The following is a 19,274-nucleotide window of genomic DNA, read 5'->3' as shown; positions in this document are numbered from 1 at the left end:
CTCCGCCATGCTACGTCGTCTGTCGGTCGAAAACTACGCGCTTATCGACAAGCTCGAACTGGAACTGGACCCGCACCTGAACATCATCACGGGCGAGACCGGCGCCGGAAAGTCGATTCTGCTCGGCGCCCTCGGGCTGCTGCTGGGCGCCAAGAACGACGGCTCGGCCATGAAGGACACCGCACGCAGTTGCACGGTCGAAGGGACATTCGCCCTCGCAGGGCCGGAGCTGGAGGAGTTCTTCGCTGAGAACGACCTCGAATACGCCGCAGAAACCACCCTGACACGCATCATCACCCCGGCGGGCAAGAGCCGGGCGTTCGTCAATGACGTACCCGTATCGCTCGCGCAACTGCGCGAGGTCGGGACCCGCCTGCTGGACATCCACTCGCAGCACCAGAACCTCATCCTCTCGTCGGAGGAGTTCCGCACCTCGGCGCTCGACACCGTGGCCGGCAACGGGGAGCTGCTGCGCGAATACGCGGCGCAGTACGCCCGCCTGCAGGAGCTGCGCCGCGAGACGGCCGCCCTGCGCGAAGCCGCCGAACAGGGGCGGCGCGACGAGGAGTGGCTCCGTTTCCAGACCGAGGAGCTGACGGCGGCGAACCTCCGCGCCGGAGAGCTGGCCGAAATCGAGGAGGAGCTGGCCATGCTGGAGAACGCCGACCGTATCGGCGAGGCCTTCACGACGCTGCGCAACGCCCTCGACGCCGACGAGACGGGCGTGTTGGTGCAGTTGAAAAACTCGGAGACCTCCCTGGCCCATATCGGCGAACACTACCCCGCCGCCGCGGAGTATGCCGCCCGGCTGCGTTCGACGCTCGAAGAGCTGAAGGACATCGGCGCATCGGCCGCAGCCGACAGCGAGCGGATCGACGCGGACCCCGAACGGCTGGCGAAGCTCTCCGCACGGCTCGACACGCTGCTCGCCCTGCAACAGAAACACCATGCGGCGGACGAGGCGGAGCTGATCGGCCTGCGCGACCGCTGCACGGCCCGTCTGGCGGCCGTCGTCCACGGCGACGAACGGATCGCCGAAGCGGAAGCCGCCCTGCAAAAGGCGGCGGAAAAGGCCCGCAAGCTGGCCGACCGGCTCCGCAAGGCCCGCGAGAAGGCCGCCCCGGCCTTCGCCGGACACATCCGCGGAACGCTCGCCCGGCTGGGAATGCCCGACACGGTTTTCGAGGCGGCGATAGACGACCTCGGGGAGCTGACCCGCACGGGCGGCGACAGCGTGCGTTTCCTCTTCTCGGCCAACCGCGGCCGGGCGCCGCAGAGCGTCGAACGGATCGCCTCGGGCGGCGAGCTGTCGCGCGTCATGCTGGCGCTCAAGGCGCTGCTCGCCGAACGGATGCAACTGCCCACGATCATCTTCGACGAGATCGACACGGGCGTGTCGGGCCGCATCGCCGATGCCATGGGCGAAATCATCGCTTCGCTGGCCGCCTCGATGCAGGTCGTGGACATCACCCACCTGCCGCAGGTAGCCTCGAAAGGTGCGGCGCACTTCGTCGTCTATAAACGCGACGGCCGCACCTCGATCACCCGCCTCTCGGACGACGAACGCATCACCGAGATCGCCAAGATGCTCTCCGGATCGGAGATCACCGACGCAGCCATCGCGCAGGCCCGCATTCTGCTGGGCCGCAACGGAGAGCCGCACCCCGCAGCTCCCGGCTGTTCCGACACCCCGGCTCCCGGATCGCTCTTCTGAGTCTTCCGCGCCCCCAACGGCCGGGACGAAAATCCCGGCATCGTAACGACCTTCCGAAAGACATGGATTCCGAATCGCTCCTGGCGCTCGCCGCCGAAAACCAGCGGCGGGCCCGCGCCGTCCTCGCCGAACTGCAAGCCGAAGCCGCCTGGCGATCGGCCGGGGCTACCACGCACCTCGTGGGATCGCTCCGCACGGGTCTGCTGATGACCCACCGCGACATCGACCTCCACATCTACTCCCCGGTCCTCAGTCCGGAGGGGAGCTTCGCCGCCATGGCACGCATCGCCCGCAACCCGCGTATCCGACGCATCGAATACGCCAATCTGCTCGACGCCGAGGACCGGTGTATCGAGTGGCATGCGCAATACGCCGACACGGAGGGCGACCTCTGGCAGATCGACATGATCCACATGTCCGTCGGATCGCCCTGGGAGGGGTATTTCGAACGGGTGGCCGACCGCATCTCCGCGGCCCTGACCGACGAGACGCGCCTAGCGATCCTCCGGCTCAAATTCGAGACGCCCGCGACGGAGCATGTTCCGGGCATCGCCTACTGCATGGCCGTCCTGCGCGACGGCGTGCGCACCCGCAGCGAGTTCGAGGCATGGCGCGCCGCCCATCCGCTGACGGGCATCGCGGAGTGGATGCCGGAGTAGCTCAGCACCGCGGCATCTCCCGGCGACGGGCCGTCACCTCCCGGAACATCCGGTTGAAATGCGACAGATCGCAGGGCCCCGTCTCCGCAGCGACCTGCGCGACAAGCCGGACCGATGGTACGGAGGCCGGCAAGCGGCCGACGAACCGGACCGGCACAAAAAATCCCCGGAAGCCGAAACTTCCGGGGAACTCTGCGAACAGAGGTGCGTCACCCGTGCGTCATTACATCATGCCGCCCATGCCGCCGCCCGGCATCGCCGGAACGGCCGGCTGCTCGGACTTCTTCTCGGCCAGCACGCACTCCGTCGTGAGGAACATCGAAGCGATCGAAGCGGCGTTCTCCAGTGCGACGCGCGATACCTTCGTCGGGTCGATGATGCCCGCCTTGAGCATGTCCTCGTACTTGTCGTCGCGGGCGTTGTAACCGAAGGCGTCCTTGCCCTCGCGCACCTTATTGACGACCACCGAACCTTCGCCGCCGGCATTGGCAACGATCTGGCGCAGCGGCTCCTCGATCGCACGCTTCACGATCTGGATACCCGTCGTCTGGTCCTCGTTCTCGCCCTTCATGCCTTCGAGAGCCGACGTGGCGCGGATATAGGCCACGCCGCCGCCCGGAACGATACCCTCTTCGACGGCTGCGCGCGTTGCGGCCAGCGCATCGTCCACACGATCCTTCTTCTCCTTCATCTCGACCTCCGTAGCGGCGCCGACATAGAGCACGGCCACACCGCCCGACAACTTGGCCAGACGCTCCTGCAACTTCTCCTTGTCGTAATCCGACGTAGCCTTCTCGATCGAAGCGCGGATCTGCGCCACACGTGCCGCGATGGCGTCCTTGGCGCCCGCGCCGTCCACGATGGTGGTGTTCTCCTTGTTGAGCGTCACCTTGTCGGCCGAACCCAGCAGCGAAAGATCGGTGTCCTCGATCTTCATGCCCTTGTCGGTCGAAATGACCGTGGCGCCCGTCAGGACGGCGATATCCTCCAGCATCTCCTTGCGGCGGTCGCCGAAGCCCGGAGCCTTGCAGGCGGCGATCTTCAGCGTGCCGCGCAGCTTATTGACAACCAGCGCCGAGAGAGCCTCGCCATCGACGTCCTCGGCGATAATCAGCAGCGAACGTCCGCTCTGAGCCACCGGCTCGAGCACGCCCATCAGCTCCTTCATCGTCGAGATCTTCTTGTCCGTCAGCAGGATGTACGGCTTCTCGAGCTGCGCCTCCATCTTCTCGGGATCGGTGATGAAGTAGGCCGAGATATAGCCGCGGTCGAACTGCATGCCCTCGACCACCTCCACGTGCGTCTCGGTTCCCTTGGCCTCCTCGACGGTGATCACCCCTTCGTTATTGACCTTGGCCATCGCCTCGGCGATCAGCTTGCCGATATTGCCGTCGTTGTTGGCCGAAATGGTAGCCACCTGCTCGATCTTCGAGATGTCCGAACCGACCTCCTGGCTCTGCTTGCGCAACGACTCCACGACCGCCGAAACGGCCTTGTCGATACCGCGCTTGAGGTCCATCGGGTTCGCTCCGGCGGTCACGTTCTTCAGTCCCACGCCGATAATCGACTGGGCCAGCACCGTGGCGGTCGTCGTGCCGTCGCCGGCGTCGTCGTTGGTCTTCGAAGCGACCTCCTTGACCATCTGCGCGCCCATGTTGGCGAAAGCGTCCTCGAGCTCCACCTCCTTGGCCACCGTCACACCGTCCTTGGTGATCTGCGGCGCACCGAACTTCTTGTCGATAATCACGTTGCGGCCCTTGGGACCCAGCGTCACCTTCACTGCGTTCGACAGCGCATCGACACCCTCCTTGAGCAGCTCGCGCGCCTCGACATTGTATTTGATATCCTTTGCCATGATTTTTCCGAATTAAACGTTGATTAGATAATCGCCAGAATGTCGTTCTGCTTCATGATGAGGTAGCTTTCGCCCTCGATCTGAATCTCCTGCCCGGCGTACTTGCCGTAGAGAACCTGGTCGCCGACCTTGACCTCCATCTTCACCTCCGAGGTTCCGGGGCCTACGGCCACCACCTTGCCTGCCAGCGGTTTTTCCTTTGCCGTGTCGGGGATGATCAATCCTCCGGCCGTCTTCTCCTCCGCGGGATTCGGGAGAATCAGCACACGGTCCGATAACGGTTTTACGTTCATAGTTCTGCGTTTTTAAGTTTATCGTAATGTTGTTTCGCTTTCGCACCCTTCACTTCAACAAGAGATGTGCCAACTCCTTTTTGGCAGATTTTGCATGACAAACGAGCAGGACAGTCTGACATTTTGTCATCCGCCGCAATTTCCCCGCGATTTTTCGCCCGAAATTTTTGCACGTACCGAAAAAGAGTATTACATTTGCACTCCGAAAGACCGCAAAAGGTCACACGGTGGATGTAGCTCAGTTGGTTAGAGCGTCGGATTGTGGTTCCGAAGGTCGAGGGTTCGAGCCCCTTCTTCCACCCTCGAGACGTAAGAAAATAACGCCGCAGAGAGCAAAGCCTTATGTATCAATGATACGTAAGGTTTTTTGTTTTCGGGGCATAGTGTATTCGGAATCGGGTTGTCCGAGCCCCGATCCGGCCCCGTTCGTCCCGGTCCGGGAAGAGGACGCGAATTGCGGACGATGCGTTGGATTCCATCGTTGTGCGTTCAACAGTCTCCATGCTGCATACGTTCGACCATTCCGAGTCGTTGCAGCCCTGCGCCGAACGATAATTTCCGTTTTTTTTGCCGGAAGCCCCCGATTTCCAGGAAGGGCCAAGTGCCCGTATCACCGCTTCGCCCTCTCCCTCCGGCCGAAATCCACACCCACTGCCAAATCGGGCCGGAGCGTTGGAACCGGAGCGTCTCGGACGTTCGCCGGACATCGGGATTCCTGACTTTACCCGGCAAGTTGCGAAGAGGTTGCGATAACACCCTGCCGGGATAATATCGCCCCGGATACGTCGGTTCTCCCGCGAGAATACCGGAAAAAACGCCCGTTTCCCTCGTCGTAAATACGTCGTCGTTATCGAAATACGGATACCGAAAAAAGTACCGTCTCTATATAAGAAACGGTACGGAGGGAACAACGCACTTACAACCAATATATTACGGATTCATGAGGCGGTCTGTTCCCGGTAAATACGGCGTAAAAAATCCCGATCGCAGAGCAGATCGGGACCGATTCGTGACCGGATCGGAACTGTCGGATGCCTCCGGTCGGCCTGTGTATATAATATTCTGATTTTCAAATATATTCTTTTGAGGGGGGGGGGATTTTCGCCTGAAAAACGAGCCGCAATATTTGGTTATTTATAAAAAAGTACCTACTTTCGCCGTGGAAAAGTACCGTTTCTTATATAGAGACGGTATGCGGCTTCTGAGAGCCGTATTCCGGAGGAGACGGGTCAGTGCAGGACACAAATTTTCGGGAATGTCATCACGAATTCTTGTAAATAATTAATTATCAGCATACAACGACCGTATGCGGATATGGCTTCGAAGTATCTGAATCCGAGAGAAAGAGATGTGTGACAAGAGCGGAACGGACCTTTTGTCCGGGCATTGCGACGGGAGCTTTCCCGCCCCGCTTTCCGGACAGCTCGCAGCGCGGAAGAACAGCCGGGTCGTCCGGTGGTACGTGCTGACGCTTCCGGTGTGTCACCGGGGGCCCGCTCCGGGGCTCCGGCAGGAACAGGAACGGCGCCTGCGGAGCGGCGAACCGCCGTTCGAGTTCTTCGCCCCCTCCTATGTGGAGGTGCGTCACGAAAACGGCCGTCCGGTCAATACGCGCCGTCCCCTGCTCTACAACTACGTCTTCATCCGCTCGTCGGAAAACGAGCTGTTCCGGCTGAAGCGTCAGTTGCCCCAATACAACTTCCTGCCCCGCGTGCGTGACGGCAGGGAGGAATACTACCCCTATCTGTCCGACGAGGCGATGCGGAATCTTCAATGGGTGGCGCGGGCCTATTCCGACGAACTTCCCGTCTATGTTCCGGAAGCGCCGCTGCCCGTGAAGGGCGACCGGGTGCGTATCACGTCGGGGCGTTTCAAGGGCGTCGAGGCGCGTGTGGCCGTCCGGCCCGGGGGCGGACGCAGGGAGATCGTGGTATGCGTGGAGAACTGGATGTGGGTTCCCCTGCTGCACGTCCGCCCCGGAGAGTACGAACTCATCGGACTGCACGAAGCGGGCAAGCGCGTCTATGAGAGTCTGGACAACGACCGCCTGCTCGAAGGGCTGCACGGGGCGCTGGGACGCCACCACGGCCCGGAGGGAGCGACGGACGACGACAGGGCGCTGGCCGGCGAGGCGCTGCGGCTCTGCGGAGGGCTGCGGACGGAGAGCGACGTGCTGCGCAGCAAGCTCCAGGCGCTGCTGCTGCCGGCCTATACGATCCTTGTGGAGAAAGAGGCGCTGGAGCGCCTGCTCGGAACGGTCCGGGAGCAGCTTTCGCACGTGAAGGCGGAGCAGTCCCGCGCCCTGCTGCTCGTCACCCTCTACGGCTGTACGGGCAGTCGGGACTGCTGCGACCGGGCGCACGCCATCATCGACGGCTGGCGGAAGGAGCCGGCGCCGCGGAAAAGCAAACGGCGGCTCATGCGCTGGCTGGAGGACTTCGACCGCTGGCTGGGTGAAGACGCACGGCCGGAGGTCCGCTGATTCCCCCGAACCATTCAGGACGACAATCATGTACGACACGCGCGAAAGACGATCTGCGGAGCCGGCGGGACTGAGGCTGATGTCCTTTCTGGCGGCGCACGGGAGAGAGATCCTCGACCGGGAAAAGGACAACACGGCGTCTGTGCACCTTTACGGGGCAGGAGCCTATTGGGTGGCATTCGAACGCTCCGCCTGCCAGATGTGCCGGCTGTTTCCGCAGAGCGAGACGGCCGTGTTCCGGTTCCGGGAGTTCCCATTTCCCGTGGTGATGGCCTCCGTGGAGGACGACAGACTGCGCGAATACGCCCGGCGCCATATCCTCCGCTCCCCGGGACCCGAATACACAATCCTCGCCGTTCCGGAGCTCTCATTCGACGAATACCGACGCTGGTACCGGAAGAAGGTCGGGGAATACAGACCGTGAATCTTTCCGGCTCAAGAATCAAACGCCTCTATCAAGTCTTGGGAAAATATGGATACGGGAATCATTACGATCAACGAGTGCAAAAACGACGGCAGCTATCTGCATCTCTACTTTTTGGATTCGGCGAGCACGTGGATCGCATACGGTCTGTCGGCTTTCGGGCTGCGGCTGTTCGTGAAATCCGAGGGCTGTATGAGCTTGCGTGGATTTTCGAAAAAACTGCAAATGCCCTGCACGCAGGTCGGGGAGGATACCGTGCCGTTGTTGTTGCAGCGGGCGATCGTCGTACGACATATTTCCGCATCGTATCTGCTGGTCCGGATGCCGGATGCGGTGGATCGGAGCGCCTATGCGCGGTGGACCGACAAACTGAGGGGGGGGGAGCATCCGAAATTCGATGAAGACATCGAAATTTCAACCCCCGTAAGCCGGTACGTTCCCAAAGACCGGTTCATTCCGGACGGCATGTCGTCGTTCTCGCGGCAGGTGAAACGCATCGGCGATTGCATTCTGGCGTTTGTGACACTGATCGTATTCTCACCGCTGTTTCTGATCTGCTACATCGCGGTCAAACAGGAGGACGGCGGTCCCGCGATCTTCAAACAGGAGCGAATCGGGCGGTTCGGACGGCCGTTCAACATCTACAAATTCCGTTCGATGCGGCTCGATGCCGAAAAATTCGCCCCCAGCTGAGCCATAGCGGAGGCGACGACGATCCGCGTCTGACGAAAGTGGGACGTTTCCTGCGTGCGCACCATTTGGACGAACTGCCGCAATTATGGAATGTCTTCTGCGGCGACATGGCCTTCATCGGCCCCCGGCCCGAACGGAAGTTCTATATCGACCAGATTCTCGAACACGACATGCGTTATGTCTATCTATACCAGATCCGTCCGGGCGTAACCTCCTATGCGACGCTATACAACGGATATACGGATACGATGGAGAAGATGTTGCGCCGTCTGGAATACGACCTCTATTATCTGGGCCATCGTTCCTGGTGGCTCGACTTCAAGGTTCTCGCGAATACGTTCGGCTCGATCGTGTTCGGGAAAAAGTTCTGACGGTCACATCCGGACAAAATACAGATCAGCCAACAACAAGACAATTCATGAATAGGATTTTCAGTATTTTCTTATTATCGGGATTTTTATTATCGGGTATTTATTCCTACGCCCAGTTGAGCGACGAAGCGGTGCTCGAGTATGCTTTGGAAGGTCGCCGGAACGGCAAGAGCGAGCATCAGATCGGCAGGGAGCTTTTGGCTCGAGGGGTTACGGCGGAGCAGGCTGAACGTCTGAAGCGGAAGTACGAAGAGAGCCAGGGCAGCGAAGTACGCGTTGCGGACCGCGGTATCTCGGGTCAGCAACGGGAACGGGTCCAGTCCTCCTCGGAACGGCTCACCGCGGGGAGTCTCGATGTGGTGAGTTCGGCAGCCACGGACCCCGCGGCGGATCGCTCGGACCCGCGCGAGGTCTTCGGGCGCGACGTGTTCCGGAGCCGCACGCTGACCTTCGAGCCGAACGAGAACCAGGCGACGCCGTCGAACTACCGTCTGGGTCCGGGCGACGAGGTCATCATCGACATCTGGGGGGAGAACGAGCGGAGCCTCCGAGAGGAGATCTCCCCCGAGGGCAATATCATGGTCGAACAGGTGGGTCCTGTGTATCTGAACGGGCTGACCATCGGCGAGGCGAACGCGAAGCTTCGAGAGGTCTTCGGACAGATCTACGCGGGGGTCTCGGGCGACAGTCCCGCATCGGAAGTGCGGGTTACGCTGGGGCGTTTACGCACGATCCAGGTGAACGTGATGGGAGAGGTCGAGACGCCCGGGACTTACCGTCTGTCGTCGTTTTCGACGGTCTTCCATGCGCTGTACCGCGCGGGAGGAGTTACTCCGATCGGCGGGCTTCGCGATATCGGCGTGATGCGCGGGGGCCGTGAGGTGGCGCGCGTGGACGTGTACGCCTACCTGCTGGAGGGTCGTCAGGACGACGACGTGCGTCTGGAAGAGGGCGACGTGGTGATCGTGCGCCCCTACGAGCTGCTGGTCAACGTCTCGGGGAAGGTGAAGCGTCCGATGCACTACGAGATGAAACGAGGCGAGACGCTGGGTCGTCTGCTGGACTACGCGGGCGGCTTCACGGGGGACGCCTACTCGAAGGAGCTCCGGGTGATCCGCGAGACGGGGCGCGAATACCGGCTCTACAACGTCCGGGAGGGCGATTTCGGCGGATGGACGCTGGAGGACGGAGACGCGGTGACTGTGGGGTCCGTTCTGGACCGCTTCGCCAACCGCGTGGAGGTCCGCGGCTCGGTGTACCGGGAGGGGATGTACGAGCTGAGCGACGCGATGCACACGGTGCGGGCCCTGATCGAGCGCGCCGAGGGCCTGGAGGGCGACGCCTTCACGGGCCGCGCGCAGCTTCTTCGTGAGCGCGAGGACCTGTCGCTGGAGCTTCTGTCGCTGGACCTCGGGGGCATCATGTCGGGGCGTTCCGCGGACGTGGAGCTGCGGCGCAACGACGTGCTTATCGTTCCGAGCATCCACGAACTGGAGGAGCGCGGGTCCTTCACCATCGGCGGCGAGGTGGCTCGCCCGGGGGTGTACCCCTATGCCGCGCATACGACGATCGAGGACCTCGTGGTTCAGGCCGGAGGTCTTCTGGACGGGGCCTCTACGGTGAAGGTGGACGTCTCGCGGCGCATGAAGGACCCGAAGAGCCTGGAGCCGACGAGCGAGCTGGGCCGTATCTACACGTTCTCGCTCAAGGACGGACTGGTGACGGACGGCGGCGCGGACTTCGAGCTGGCGCCCTACGACATCGTGGAGGTCCGCCGCAGCCCGGGCTACCGGGAGCAGCGTCGCGTTACGCTGGATGGCGAGGTGGTGTTCTCGGGAGGCTATACGCTGGTGAAGAAGAACGAGCGCCTGTCGGACCTTGTGCGCCGCGCCGGGGGCCTCACGCCGGACGCTTACGCGCACGGGGCGCGTCTGATCCGCCGTCTGAACGACGAGGAGCGCGCAGTGCGCGAGACGACGCTGCGCATGGCCCGCCAGAACAGCCGGGGCGGAGATTCCCTGGCGCTGGACAAGCTGCAACTGGACGACTACTACACGGTGGGCATCGAGCTGGACAAGGCGCTGTCGAATCCCGGCTCGGACTACGACATGGTGCTGCGCGAGGGAGACCGTCTGGTGATCCCGGAATACGTCTCCACGGTGAGCATCTCGGGAGAGGTGATGTATCCCAATACGGTGCTCTACATGGCGGGCAAGCATCTGAAATACTATATCGGCCAGGCGGGCGGCTACGGGCTCCGTGCGAAGCGCAGCAAGGCGTACGTGATCTACATGAACGGCACGGTGTCCCGCGTGAAGAGCCTTCGCAAGGCGCGCATAGAGCCGGGGTGCGAGATCGTCATCCCCTCGAAGCGCGAGCGCAAGGGCATGAGCCTCCCGGCGATCATGAGCCTGGCCACGTCGGCGGCGTCGATCGGAACGATGGCGGCGTCGATCGCGAACCTGTCGAAATAAGCGGAAAGGACGATGGAAGAGATGAACAGAGCGACCGCCCCTGCGGGGGATGGTGAGATCGACCTGGCGGAGCTGGCGCGCAAGCTGTGGGCCGGACGCCGGAGGATCGTCAGATGGTGCGTCGCGGGGGCGTTGGCGGGACTCGTCATCGGCTTCAGCATCCCCAAGGAGTACACGGTTACGGTGAAGCTGGCCCCGGAGGTGCAGGGCGGGAAGCCGTCGCTGGGAGGACTGGGCTCCCTGGCCTCGATGGCCGGGATCAACATGGGGAGCATGAACTCGGCGGATGCGATGTCTCCGGAGCTGTACCCCGATATCGTGCAGTCGGTGCCGTTTATGACCGAGCTGTTCGGCGTGGAGGTCCGCCTGGCGCGGGACGAGCGCCGGATGCCCGTCTCGGAGTATGTCTCCGAAGAGCTGCGCTCACCCTGGTGGAGCGCTGTCGCCGCAGCGCCGTTCAAGGCGCTGGGATGGTTCACGGGGCTGTTCCGCGCGGAGGACGACGAACGCCGCGGAACGGGCGTGACGGACCCCTTCCGCCTGACACGTGAGGAGAACGAGACGGTCGGAAGCCTCCAGGAGCGTATCGCGGCCAGCGTGGACAAGAAGACGATGGTCGTCTCGCTGGCGGTGACGATGCAGGACCCGCTCGTCGCGGCGACGCTGACCGACACGGTGATGCGCAACCTGCAGAACCACATCACGCAGTACCGCACGGACAAGGCGCGGCACGACCTGGAGTTCACGCAGCGGCTCTTCGACGAGGCGCAGGGAAAGTATTATGCGGCGCAGCAGCGTTACGCGCAGTACGTGGACCAGAATCAGGCGCTCTCGCGGAAGAGCTTCCGAACGGAGCAGGAGCGGCTGCAAAACGAGATGTCGCTGGCGTACAGCCTCTACAACCAGACGGCCCAGCAGTTGCAACTGGCGCGTGCGAAGGTCCAGGAATCGACCCCGGTCTATGCCGTCGTGCAGCCCGCGACTGTCCCGCTCAAACCCTCGAAACCTTCGAAGATCATGATTCTCGTCGGATGCGTGTTCCTCGCAGGAGCCGCTGCCGCGGCGTGGACACTTTTCGGAGAGGAAATAGCTGAAACGTTCAGAAAACAGGAAAGATAAACGATTCAAATAATAAGACACGATCATGAAAGGTATCGTACTGGCCGGAGGATCGGGCACACGTCTGTACCCGATCACGAAGGGAGTAAGCAAACAGCTTCTGCCCGTTTACGACAAGCCGATGGTCTATTATCCGCTGTCGGTTCTGATGTTGGCGGGGATCCGGGATATTCTTTTGATCTCGACACCGCAGGACCTTCCGGGCTTCCGTCGCCTGCTTGGCGACGGCTCGGATTATGGAATCCGCCTGGAGTACGCGGAACAGCCGTCCCCGGACGGCCTGGCCCAGGCATTTTTGATCGGCGAGGAATTCATCGGCGAAGACTCGGTGTGCCTCGTTCTGGGCGACAACATCTTCCACGGCGCGGGCTTCTCTGGCATGCTTCGGGAGGCGGTCCGCACGGCCGAGGAGGATGGCAACGCTACGGTGTTCGGCTACTGGGTGAACGATCCGGAACGCTATGGGGTCGCCGAGTTCGATGCGGCAGGCAACTGCCTTTCGATCGAAGAGAAGCCGCAGCATCCGAAATCGAACTACGCGGTGGTGGGCCTCTATTTCTATCCGAACGAGGTCGTGGAAGAGGCCAAAAGCATCAGGCCTTCGTCCCGCGGGGAGTTGGAGATCACGACGGTTAACCAGTGTTTTCTTTCGGACGGCAAGTTAAAGGTGCAGACCTTGGGACGGGGTTTCGCGTGGCTGGACACGGGTACGCACGACTCGCTGAGCGAAGCCTCGACGTTCATCGAGGTTATCGAGAAGCGCCAAGGTCTGAAGATCGCCTGCCTGGAGGGCATCGCCTACCGTCAGGGCTGGATTACGGAAGAGCGTATGCGCGAGCTCGCGCAGCCGATGCTCAAGAATCAGTATGGGCAATACCTGCTGAAAGTCATCGGGGAAGTCGAACGCACGGGCGAGGCGAACCTTTAATTCGCAGAATAATACACTATGAATATTATACAGACATCCATCGAAGGCGTGGTCATCGTCGAGCCGCGCCTTTTCCGGGACGCGCGGGGGTACTTTTTCGAGAGTTTCTCGCAGCGGGAGTTCGGCGAGAAGGTTCGTGCGGTGAATTTCGTCCAGGACAACGAGTCACGCTCGACCTGCGGGGTGCTGCGGGGGCTTCATTTCCAGCGTCCTCCCCATGCTCAGTCGAAGCTGGTTCGGTGCGTGCGCGGAGCGGTGTTGGACGTCGCGGTGGACATCCGCCGGGGGAGTCCGACCTACGGGCGTCATGTCGCCGTGGAGCTTACGGAGGATAACCACCTTCAGTTGTTCATCCCGCGGGGCTTCGCGCACGGGTTCGCCGTGCTGAGCGAGGAGGCGGTCTTCCAGTACAAGTGCGACGACTACTACGCTCCGGAAGCGGACGGTGGCATCTCGATACGGGATGCGTCGCTGGGCATCGACTGGCGTATTCCGGAGGAGAAGATCATCCTGAGCGAGAAAGATACACGGCATCCGCTTCTGCGGGATTTCGTATCGCCGTTCGAGTATAACGAAAACCTTTACAAGTCATGAACATTCTTGTCACGGGCTCCGGAGGGCAGTTGGGACATGCCCTCCGGCGTGCTTCGGCCGCCTCGGCGGACCGCTACTTCTTCACGGACGTCGCGGGCGACGATACCCTGCGGCTCGACATCACGGACCGTGAGGCCGTGGAACGCTTCGTCCACGAACACGCCATCGGCGCTGTCGTGAACTGCGCGGCCTATACGGACGTGGAGCGTGCCGAGGAGGACGTGGAGCGTGCCGAGCTGCTGAACGCCACCGCCGCCGGACACCTGGCACGCGCGATGAAAGGAGTCGGCGGACTGCTCGTGCACGTCTCCACGGACTACGTCTTCGACGGCACAGCGAACAGACCCTGCACGGAGGAAGCCCCGACGGCGCCGCGAAGCGTTTACGGAGCGACGAAACTGCACGGTGAGGAGGAGGTACTGGCTTCGGGCTGCCGCTATGTGATTCTCCGCACGGCGTGGCTCTATTCGGAGATCGGGAGGAACTTCCTCAGGACGATGCTGCGTCTGACGGAAGAAAAGGAGGTGCTGCGCGTGGTATTCGACCAGACGGGGACCCCGACCTACGCCGGGGACCTCGCCGAAGCGATCTTCGACATCGTGGAACACCGCAAATACGAAGGCCGCGAAGGCATCTACCACTTCTCGGACGAGGGCGTCTGCTCGTGGTACGACTTCGCCCGGACCATCGCCGAATACGCCGGAAACTCCGCCTGCGACATCCGCCCCTGCCACAGCGACGAGTTCCCCTCGAAAGCCGTACGCCCGGCCTACTCGGTGCTGGACAAGACGAAAATCAAGGAGACATTCGGTATCGTGATTCCCCACTGGACGGACAGCCTCCGCAAATGTATCGGAAACATCGAAAAAGAGAAATAGAAGATGGATTTCAAACGCAACATCATCATCACGGGAGGCGCCGGCTTCATCGGAAGCCACGTGGTGCGTCTTTTCGTCTCGAAATACCCCGATTACCGGATCGTCAACGTCGATAAGCTCACCTACGCGGGCAACCTCGAGAACCTCCGGGACGTGGAACGGGAACCGAACTACGTTTTCGTCAGGGCCGATATCTGCGATTACGAACGCATGTCGCACCTGATGCGGGAATACCGGGCGGACGGAGTGATCCATCTGGCTGCCGAAAGCCACGTGGACCGCTCGATACGCGACCCCTTCACCTTCGCGCGGACGAACGTATTGGGCACGCTCGCGCTGCTCGAGGCCGCGCGGGTGTACTGGGAATCCCGCGGGGAGGGATACCACGGCAAACTCTTCTACCACATCTCGACCGACGAGGTGTACGGGGCTTTGGAGATGACACGGCCCCAGGGCATCGAACCGCCCTTCTCGACCTCGGCATCGAGCGGAGAACATCATTCGGCCTACGGCGAGGAGTTCTTCTCCGAGACTACCAGATACAACCCTCACTCGCCCTATTCGGCCTCGAAGGCCTCGTCCGACCACTTCGTAAGGGCCTACCACGACACCTACGGCATGCCCGTGATCGTCACCAACTGCTCCAACAACTACGGCCCCTACCAGTTCCCGGAAAAGCTGATTCCGCTATTTATCAACAATATCCGAAATCGGAAACCGCTGCCCGTATATGGAAAAGGAGAGAACGTCCGCGACTGGCTCTATGTCGAGGACCACGCACGGGCTATCGACACCATATTCCACAGGGGAAAGGTCGCAGAGACGTACAACATCGGGGGATTCAACGAGTGGAAGAACATCGACATCGTAAGGGTGCTCATCCGCACGGCGGACCGTCTGCTGGGAAACCCAGAAGGATATTCGGACGACCTGATCACGTATGTCTCCGACCGAAAGGGGCACGACCTGCGATATGCCATCGACTCGCGAAAACTCCAGAGAGAACTGGGGTGGGAGCCTTCGCTGCAGTTCGAGGAAGGAATCGAGAAAACGGTCCGCTGGTACCTCGAAAACCAAGCGTGGCTCGAAAATATCTCCTCCGGAAAGTACCAGAACTATTACGAGAGTATGTACGGAAGCCGGTCGTAGGGTTTTCGAAACTTGCATTTGATTCGTCGATTGTCGATGGCAGCGGAATCGCGTACGGCAAAAAGTCTGAAGAACAGCGTTGTGGCGCTCGGGTTCTACTTCGTGAACCTGATTCTGCAGTTCTTCTCCCGGAAGATCTTCCTCGACCATCTAGGCGCGGAGGTGCTGGGCCTGAACACCACGGCGACGAACCTTCTGCAGTTCCTGAACCTCGCGGAGCTGGGAATCGGCGCCGCCATCGCCTGCACGCTCTACAAGCCGCTGTTCGACCGGGATACGGCTGCGATCAACGAGATCGTATCGCTGCAAGGTTGGATGTATCGCCGCATCGCCTGGGTGGTGATAGCCGGCGCTGCGGTGCTTATGTGCTTCTTCCCGTGGATTTTCGAGAAGATGCCGCTGCCGTTGTGGTACGCCTATGCCTCGTTCGGCGCGCTGCTCGTAAGTGCCCTGCTGAGCTATTTCGTCAATTACAAACAAATCGTCCTCTCGGCCGACCAGAAGGAGTACAGGATACAGTACAGCTACAAAGCGTCGATGCTGGCGAAGACGCTGTGCCAGATCGTAGCGATCAAATACTTCGACGATGGGTATGTCTGGTGGCTGGCGCTTGAAGTGGGCTTTGCCGTGGTGGCGTCGGTGGCGCTGAACGCGGTGATCCGGCGGACGTATCCCTATCTGCGGACCGACCTGTCGGCAGGAAAGGCGCTGAGCCGGAAATATCCCGACGTCATCACCAAGATCAAGCAACTGTTCTTTCATAAAGTGGCAGGATTCGCTCTGACACAGACCAGTCCGATCATCATTTATGCCTATGCTTCGCTGACTCTGGTGGCGCTCTATGGCAACTACATGCTCATTGTTCTGGGGATTACTTCGTTGATGGGAGCCGTGTTCAACGGCATGAATGCCGGAGTGGGAAATCTGGTGGCAGAAGGGAATAAGGAGCGCATCATGTCGGTATTCGAGGAGCTGTTCTCGGTGCGGTTTCTGCTGAGCTGCACGGTATGCTTCGGAGTCTATATGCTCACGCCGGCCTTCATTACGTTGTGGATAGGTCCCGAATACGTATTGGACGACCTGACGCTGGGCCTGATGGTCGCAACGCTGTATATCGGACTGACGAGGACGACGGTCGAAGCCTATTTGAATGCTTACGGTCTGTTCAGCGACATCTGGGCTCCGGTGGTCGAAGCGTCGATCAATATCGGAATGTCGGTGCTGCTGGGATGGTTCTTCGGCCTGCACGGAATTCTTGCGGGCGTGCTGCTGAGCCTGCTGATCGTAGTATTCTGCTGGAAACCCTATTTCCTGTTCCGGAGAGGCCTCAAAGAGAATCTGTGGATATATGTCAGAATGTATGCGAAACATATACTGCTCGTATCGGCGGTGTCGGCCGTCATGTATCTGATTCTTGGCGTATTGCCATTCGACCCGACGGCGGGAATCGGGGCTTGGTTGATGTACGGAGTCCTGGTAATCGGTATTTTCTTCTCGCTGCTTTTCGGGGCCCTCTACATTGCAATCAAAGGAATGCGAATCTTTGTGCGCCGCTGCCAAAGAATCATAAGATAACCATTAAATACATCTTTCAATATGCCCAAAGTATCCGTCTGCGTACCAGTATATAATGTTGAAAAATATATTGAAAAATGTGTCCGCTCGCTCTTCGAACAAACACTTGAAGACATCGAGTATATTTTTGTCGATGATTGTTCGCAGGATCAAAGTCTGAATATCTTACATCGGGTTTTAACGGAATATCCACAGCGTCAGAATAGTGTCAAAATTGTTCGGCATAAATGTAATTTGAATATAACAGCCGCCCGTCAAACGGCAATAAACATTGCTTCCGGAGAATATGTAATCATGTGCGACAGTGACGACTGGGTCGAACCGGATATGTATGAAACATTATATCGGACAGCGGTATCCAATCATGCCGACATTGCATATTGCGATCTGATGTTTGTTGTCGATAATATAGAGAAACATGTCAATCAGCTTGATACACTTGGAGGAGTAAACGCTGTTCAGCAAATTCTGCGAGCCAATATTAATCCTGGAGTATGGATAAAATTAGTACGAAGAGCCTTATATCAGAAAGCCGTTTCTTTTTCGGATATTCGTCCGATGTACGAGGATACTGTCGCTTCCATCAATTTATTTTATCTGGCCAAATCCATCATACATGTTCCTGAAGCGTATTATCATTATATCGTACATCAGGAAAGTGTTTGCAGGACAATGGATTCATCGATTATGTTACGACGAGCCGATGATATTATTCATAATTCCGAAAAAATAATTCAGTTTATAGCGAATATGCCTTCGGATGATCGAACTCGACTGACGCCCGATTTATATGGTTTCTTATTCAAAGTAAAATGGACTTTATTGAGTTGGTGGACAATGGACAAAGATAATTTATCACGATGGCGCAACCTTTGGCCAGAAATAATGGCATCCTTATCGAATATCCAAATTCCCCGATGGAAAAAAATTGTTTATCGGGGAATGATTAGCCGATGGACAGCGCCTGTATTGCAACCGCTTCTTTCCGTTTATAAAAAGACACGTTGATTTCTTGCGGATTATTTCGGATAGAGAATGTTTTTTGTTTTAATTTTTTTTACCATCAATATACTTTTTTGTATATGGAATCCATCGTATAAAAATCGGCAGATTCAAACGATTTATTGGGCATTTTGTGTCCTTGCGATCTTTTTTATAGGTTTTCGCGGAGCGATCGATAATGACTATGCGGCTTATACCGCAATGTTTTCCGACAACTCGATTTTGGTCGAACCGGCTTTCTTATTGATCCGGTTTTTAATACGAGACATTTGCGGAGGTGGAATTACCGGACTGATGTTCGTTTATGCCATAATCAGCGTTACGATCAAATTCGTCGCCATCAAACGATATTCGGAATTCATTTTTCCTAGTCTTATCATTTGGATCGGAAACCTGATGATCTTGCAGGATATGACACAAATCCGGGCGGCTGCGGCTTGCGGTATCCTGCTGTTGTCAATCGGAGCTCTTTATCATCGGAATTGGCTGCATTATTTCGGCTGGGTACTATTGGCTACAATGTTCCATGCGTCAGCGTTACTGATGCTTCCGCTCTGGTTTTTATCAAGCGACAGAATCAATCGGGGAATTTGGACAGGTGTCATTTTAACAGGATACCTGCTTTCGCTAAATGGAATTTATCTGACATCTTTGATTTCGTTTGTTCCGATTGAATTCATCCAGGAAAAATTCTTGATATATAGTGTGGAAATAACCGATGACGGCAATGGCGGAGCCAATATCTTAGGTCTTTTCCAAATAACCCGAATCGGAATATTCCTGTTTCTGCTTTGGAATATTCATAAAATCCAACCGCACAATCGCTACTCGGTCCTGTTATTAAAAATCATGGCATGCGGGCTGACCGCCCTGCCTTTATTCCGCAATAATCTTACGGCCGGACTGCGCATTACGGAATTCCTTACATGTGTGGATATCCTGCTTTTTCCCATGGTAATCAATCTTTTTTCACCGAAAGCATTGGGCAAATGGCTCGTTGTAGGTTACAGCGCTGCAATCATGTACGGCAGGCTGTTCGTGGAAGAGTTGCTCAAATAATTTAT

Annotated in this window: 15 protein-coding genes, 1 tRNA gene and 1 pseudogene; 15 read left to right on the top strand and 2 right to left on the bottom strand. The window is 58.7% G+C overall.

Going from position 1 to position 19,274, the window contains the following annotated elements; all coding sequences use genetic code 11:
- The first annotated feature begins 7 nt into the window (after window positions 1-7).
- Entirely contained in the window at window positions 8-1,714 is a 1,707-nt protein-coding gene (recN, locus tag FME97_RS08240) for a DNA repair protein RecN (protein WP_141428882.1), read from the top strand.
- A gap of 62 nt (window positions 1,715-1,776) precedes the next feature.
- Window positions 1,777-2,373: a phosphoglycerate mutase family protein gene (locus FME97_RS08235; RefSeq protein WP_141428880.1), complete on the top strand. Its 597-nt coding sequence runs from the start codon at window positions 1,777-1,779 to the stop codon at window positions 2,371-2,373.
- A 223-nt stretch (window positions 2,374-2,596) separates the two neighbouring features.
- On the opposite strand, the gene groL is transcribed toward FME97_RS08235, so the two are convergent.
- A complete protein-coding gene (gene groL, locus FME97_RS08230; protein ID WP_141428879.1) occupies window positions 2,597-4,228 on the bottom strand; it encodes a chaperonin GroEL in 1,632 nt (543 codons plus the stop codon).
- Window positions 4,229-4,251: 23 nt separating this feature from the next.
- Window positions 4,252-4,521 (bottom strand): co-chaperone GroES, encoded by a 270-nt coding sequence (locus FME97_RS08225; protein WP_141428877.1) that lies wholly within the window; start codon window positions 4,519-4,521, stop codon window positions 4,252-4,254.
- A 226-nt stretch (window positions 4,522-4,747) separates the two neighbouring features.
- On the opposite strand from FME97_RS08225, the gene FME97_RS08220 reads away from it, so the two are divergent.
- The 13 genes and pseudogenes from FME97_RS08220 (at window position 4,748) to FME97_RS08160 (ending at window position 19,269) form a co-directional block, all read left to right on the top strand.
- Window positions 4,748-4,823, top strand: a tRNA-His gene (locus FME97_RS08220).
- Between the two features lie 1,046 nt (window positions 4,824-5,869).
- Window positions 5,870-7,003 carry a transcriptional regulator gene (locus tag FME97_RS08215; protein ID WP_232522846.1) on the top strand — a complete coding sequence of 378 codons (1,134 nt, stop codon included), beginning with the start codon at window positions 5,870-5,872 and terminating at the stop codon, window positions 7,001-7,003.
- A 28-nt stretch (window positions 7,004-7,031) separates the two neighbouring features.
- A complete protein-coding gene (locus FME97_RS08210) occupies window positions 7,032-7,427 on the top strand; it encodes a hypothetical protein (RefSeq protein ID WP_141428496.1) in 396 nt (131 codons plus the stop codon).
- A 465-nt stretch (window positions 7,428-7,892) separates the two neighbouring features.
- A pseudogene (locus FME97_RS08205) lies at window positions 7,893-8,491 on the top strand (sugar transferase).
- Window positions 8,492-8,538: 47 nt separating this feature from the next.
- On the top strand, window positions 8,539-10,965 hold the full coding sequence (locus FME97_RS08200) for an SLBB domain-containing protein (RefSeq protein ID WP_141428876.1): 2,427 nt from the start codon (window positions 8,539-8,541) through the stop codon (window positions 10,963-10,965).
- A gap of 12 nt (window positions 10,966-10,977) precedes the next feature.
- Window positions 10,978-12,084 (top strand): Wzz/FepE/Etk N-terminal domain-containing protein, encoded by a 1,107-nt coding sequence (locus FME97_RS08195; protein WP_141428875.1) that lies wholly within the window; start codon window positions 10,978-10,980, stop codon window positions 12,082-12,084.
- A gap of 25 nt (window positions 12,085-12,109) precedes the next feature.
- The gene (gene rfbA / locus FME97_RS08190; protein ID WP_141428873.1) at window positions 12,110-13,012 is read left to right on the top strand and encodes a glucose-1-phosphate thymidylyltransferase RfbA; all 903 of its coding nucleotides are present in this window, start codon (window positions 12,110-12,112) and stop codon (window positions 13,010-13,012) included.
- An 18-nt stretch (window positions 13,013-13,030) separates the two neighbouring features.
- Window positions 13,031-13,606: a dTDP-4-dehydrorhamnose 3,5-epimerase gene (gene rfbC / locus FME97_RS08185; RefSeq protein ID WP_141428871.1), complete on the top strand. Its 576-nt coding sequence runs from the start codon at window positions 13,031-13,033 to the stop codon at window positions 13,604-13,606.
- Window positions 13,603-14,484 carry a dTDP-4-dehydrorhamnose reductase gene (rfbD, locus tag FME97_RS08180; protein WP_141428870.1) on the top strand — a complete coding sequence of 294 codons (882 nt, stop codon included), beginning with the start codon at window positions 13,603-13,605 and terminating at the stop codon, window positions 14,482-14,484. The genes rfbC and rfbD overlap by 4 nt, the downstream gene beginning before the upstream one ends.
- A 3-nt stretch (window positions 14,485-14,487) precedes the next feature.
- On the top strand, window positions 14,488-15,633 hold the full coding sequence (locus FME97_RS08175; protein WP_141428867.1) for a dTDP-glucose 4,6-dehydratase: 1,146 nt from the start codon (window positions 14,488-14,490) through the stop codon (window positions 15,631-15,633).
- 36 nt (window positions 15,634-15,669) lie between these two features.
- Window positions 15,670-17,208, top strand: coding sequence for a lipopolysaccharide biosynthesis protein (locus tag FME97_RS08170; RefSeq protein WP_141428866.1), 1,539 nt, complete (start codon window positions 15,670-15,672; stop codon window positions 17,206-17,208).
- Between the two features lie 21 nt (window positions 17,209-17,229).
- Window positions 17,230-18,216: a glycosyltransferase family 2 protein gene (locus tag FME97_RS08165; RefSeq protein WP_141428864.1), complete on the top strand. Its 987-nt coding sequence runs from the start codon at window positions 17,230-17,232 to the stop codon at window positions 18,214-18,216.
- A 27-nt stretch (window positions 18,217-18,243) separates the two neighbouring features.
- Entirely contained in the window at window positions 18,244-19,269 is a 1,026-nt protein-coding gene (locus tag FME97_RS08160; protein ID WP_141428862.1) for an EpsG family protein, read from the top strand.
- Window positions 19,270-19,274: the final 5 nt, after the last annotated feature.

It is taken from the genome of Alistipes dispar, from assembly GCF_006542685.1.
Classification (GTDB): Bacteria; Bacteroidota; Bacteroidia; order Bacteroidales; family Rikenellaceae; genus Alistipes; species Alistipes dispar.
Note: the sequence above shows the minus strand (reverse complement) of the source record. Positions and strands in the feature narration are given on the sequence as shown.

Bases quoted from the DNA above. Each gene is read 5' to 3' on its own strand.
- FME97_RS08170 (WP_141428866.1), top strand. From the start codon at position 15,670: ATGGCAGCGGAATCGCGTACGGCAAAAAGTCTGAAGAACAGCGTTGTG.
- rfbC (WP_141428871.1), top strand. From the start codon at position 13,031: ATGAATATTATACAGACATCCATCGAAGGCGTGGTCATCGTCGAGCCG.
- FME97_RS08225 (WP_141428877.1), bottom strand. From the start codon at position 4,521: ATGAACGTAAAACCGTTATCGGACCGTGTGCTGATTCTCCCGAATCCC.
- rfbA (WP_141428873.1), top strand. From the start codon at position 12,110: ATGAAAGGTATCGTACTGGCCGGAGGATCGGGCACACGTCTGTACCCG.
- FME97_RS08175 (WP_141428867.1), top strand. From the start codon at position 14,488: ATGGATTTCAAACGCAACATCATCATCACGGGAGGCGCCGGCTTCATC.
- FME97_RS08200 (WP_141428876.1), top strand. From the start codon at position 8,539: ATGAATAGGATTTTCAGTATTTTCTTATTATCGGGATTTTTATTATCG.
- FME97_RS08165 (WP_141428864.1), top strand. From the start codon at position 17,230: ATGCCCAAAGTATCCGTCTGCGTACCAGTATATAATGTTGAAAAATAT.
- FME97_RS08210 (WP_141428496.1), top strand. From the start codon at position 7,032: ATGTACGACACGCGCGAAAGACGATCTGCGGAGCCGGCGGGACTGAGG.
- FME97_RS08195 (WP_141428875.1), top strand. From the start codon at position 10,978: ATGGAAGAGATGAACAGAGCGACCGCCCCTGCGGGGGATGGTGAGATC.
- FME97_RS08215 (WP_232522846.1), top strand. From the start codon at position 5,870: ATGTGTGACAAGAGCGGAACGGACCTTTTGTCCGGGCATTGCGACGGG.
- groL (WP_141428879.1), bottom strand. From the start codon at position 4,228: ATGGCAAAGGATATCAAATACAATGTCGAGGCGCGCGAGCTGCTCAAG.
- rfbD (WP_141428870.1), top strand. From the start codon at position 13,603: ATGAACATTCTTGTCACGGGCTCCGGAGGGCAGTTGGGACATGCCCTC.
- recN (WP_141428882.1), top strand. From the start codon at position 8: ATGCTACGTCGTCTGTCGGTCGAAAACTACGCGCTTATCGACAAGCTC.
- FME97_RS08235 (WP_141428880.1), top strand. From the start codon at position 1,777: ATGGATTCCGAATCGCTCCTGGCGCTCGCCGCCGAAAACCAGCGGCGG.
- FME97_RS08160 (WP_141428862.1), top strand. From the start codon at position 18,244: ATGTTTTTTGTTTTAATTTTTTTTACCATCAATATACTTTTTTGTATA.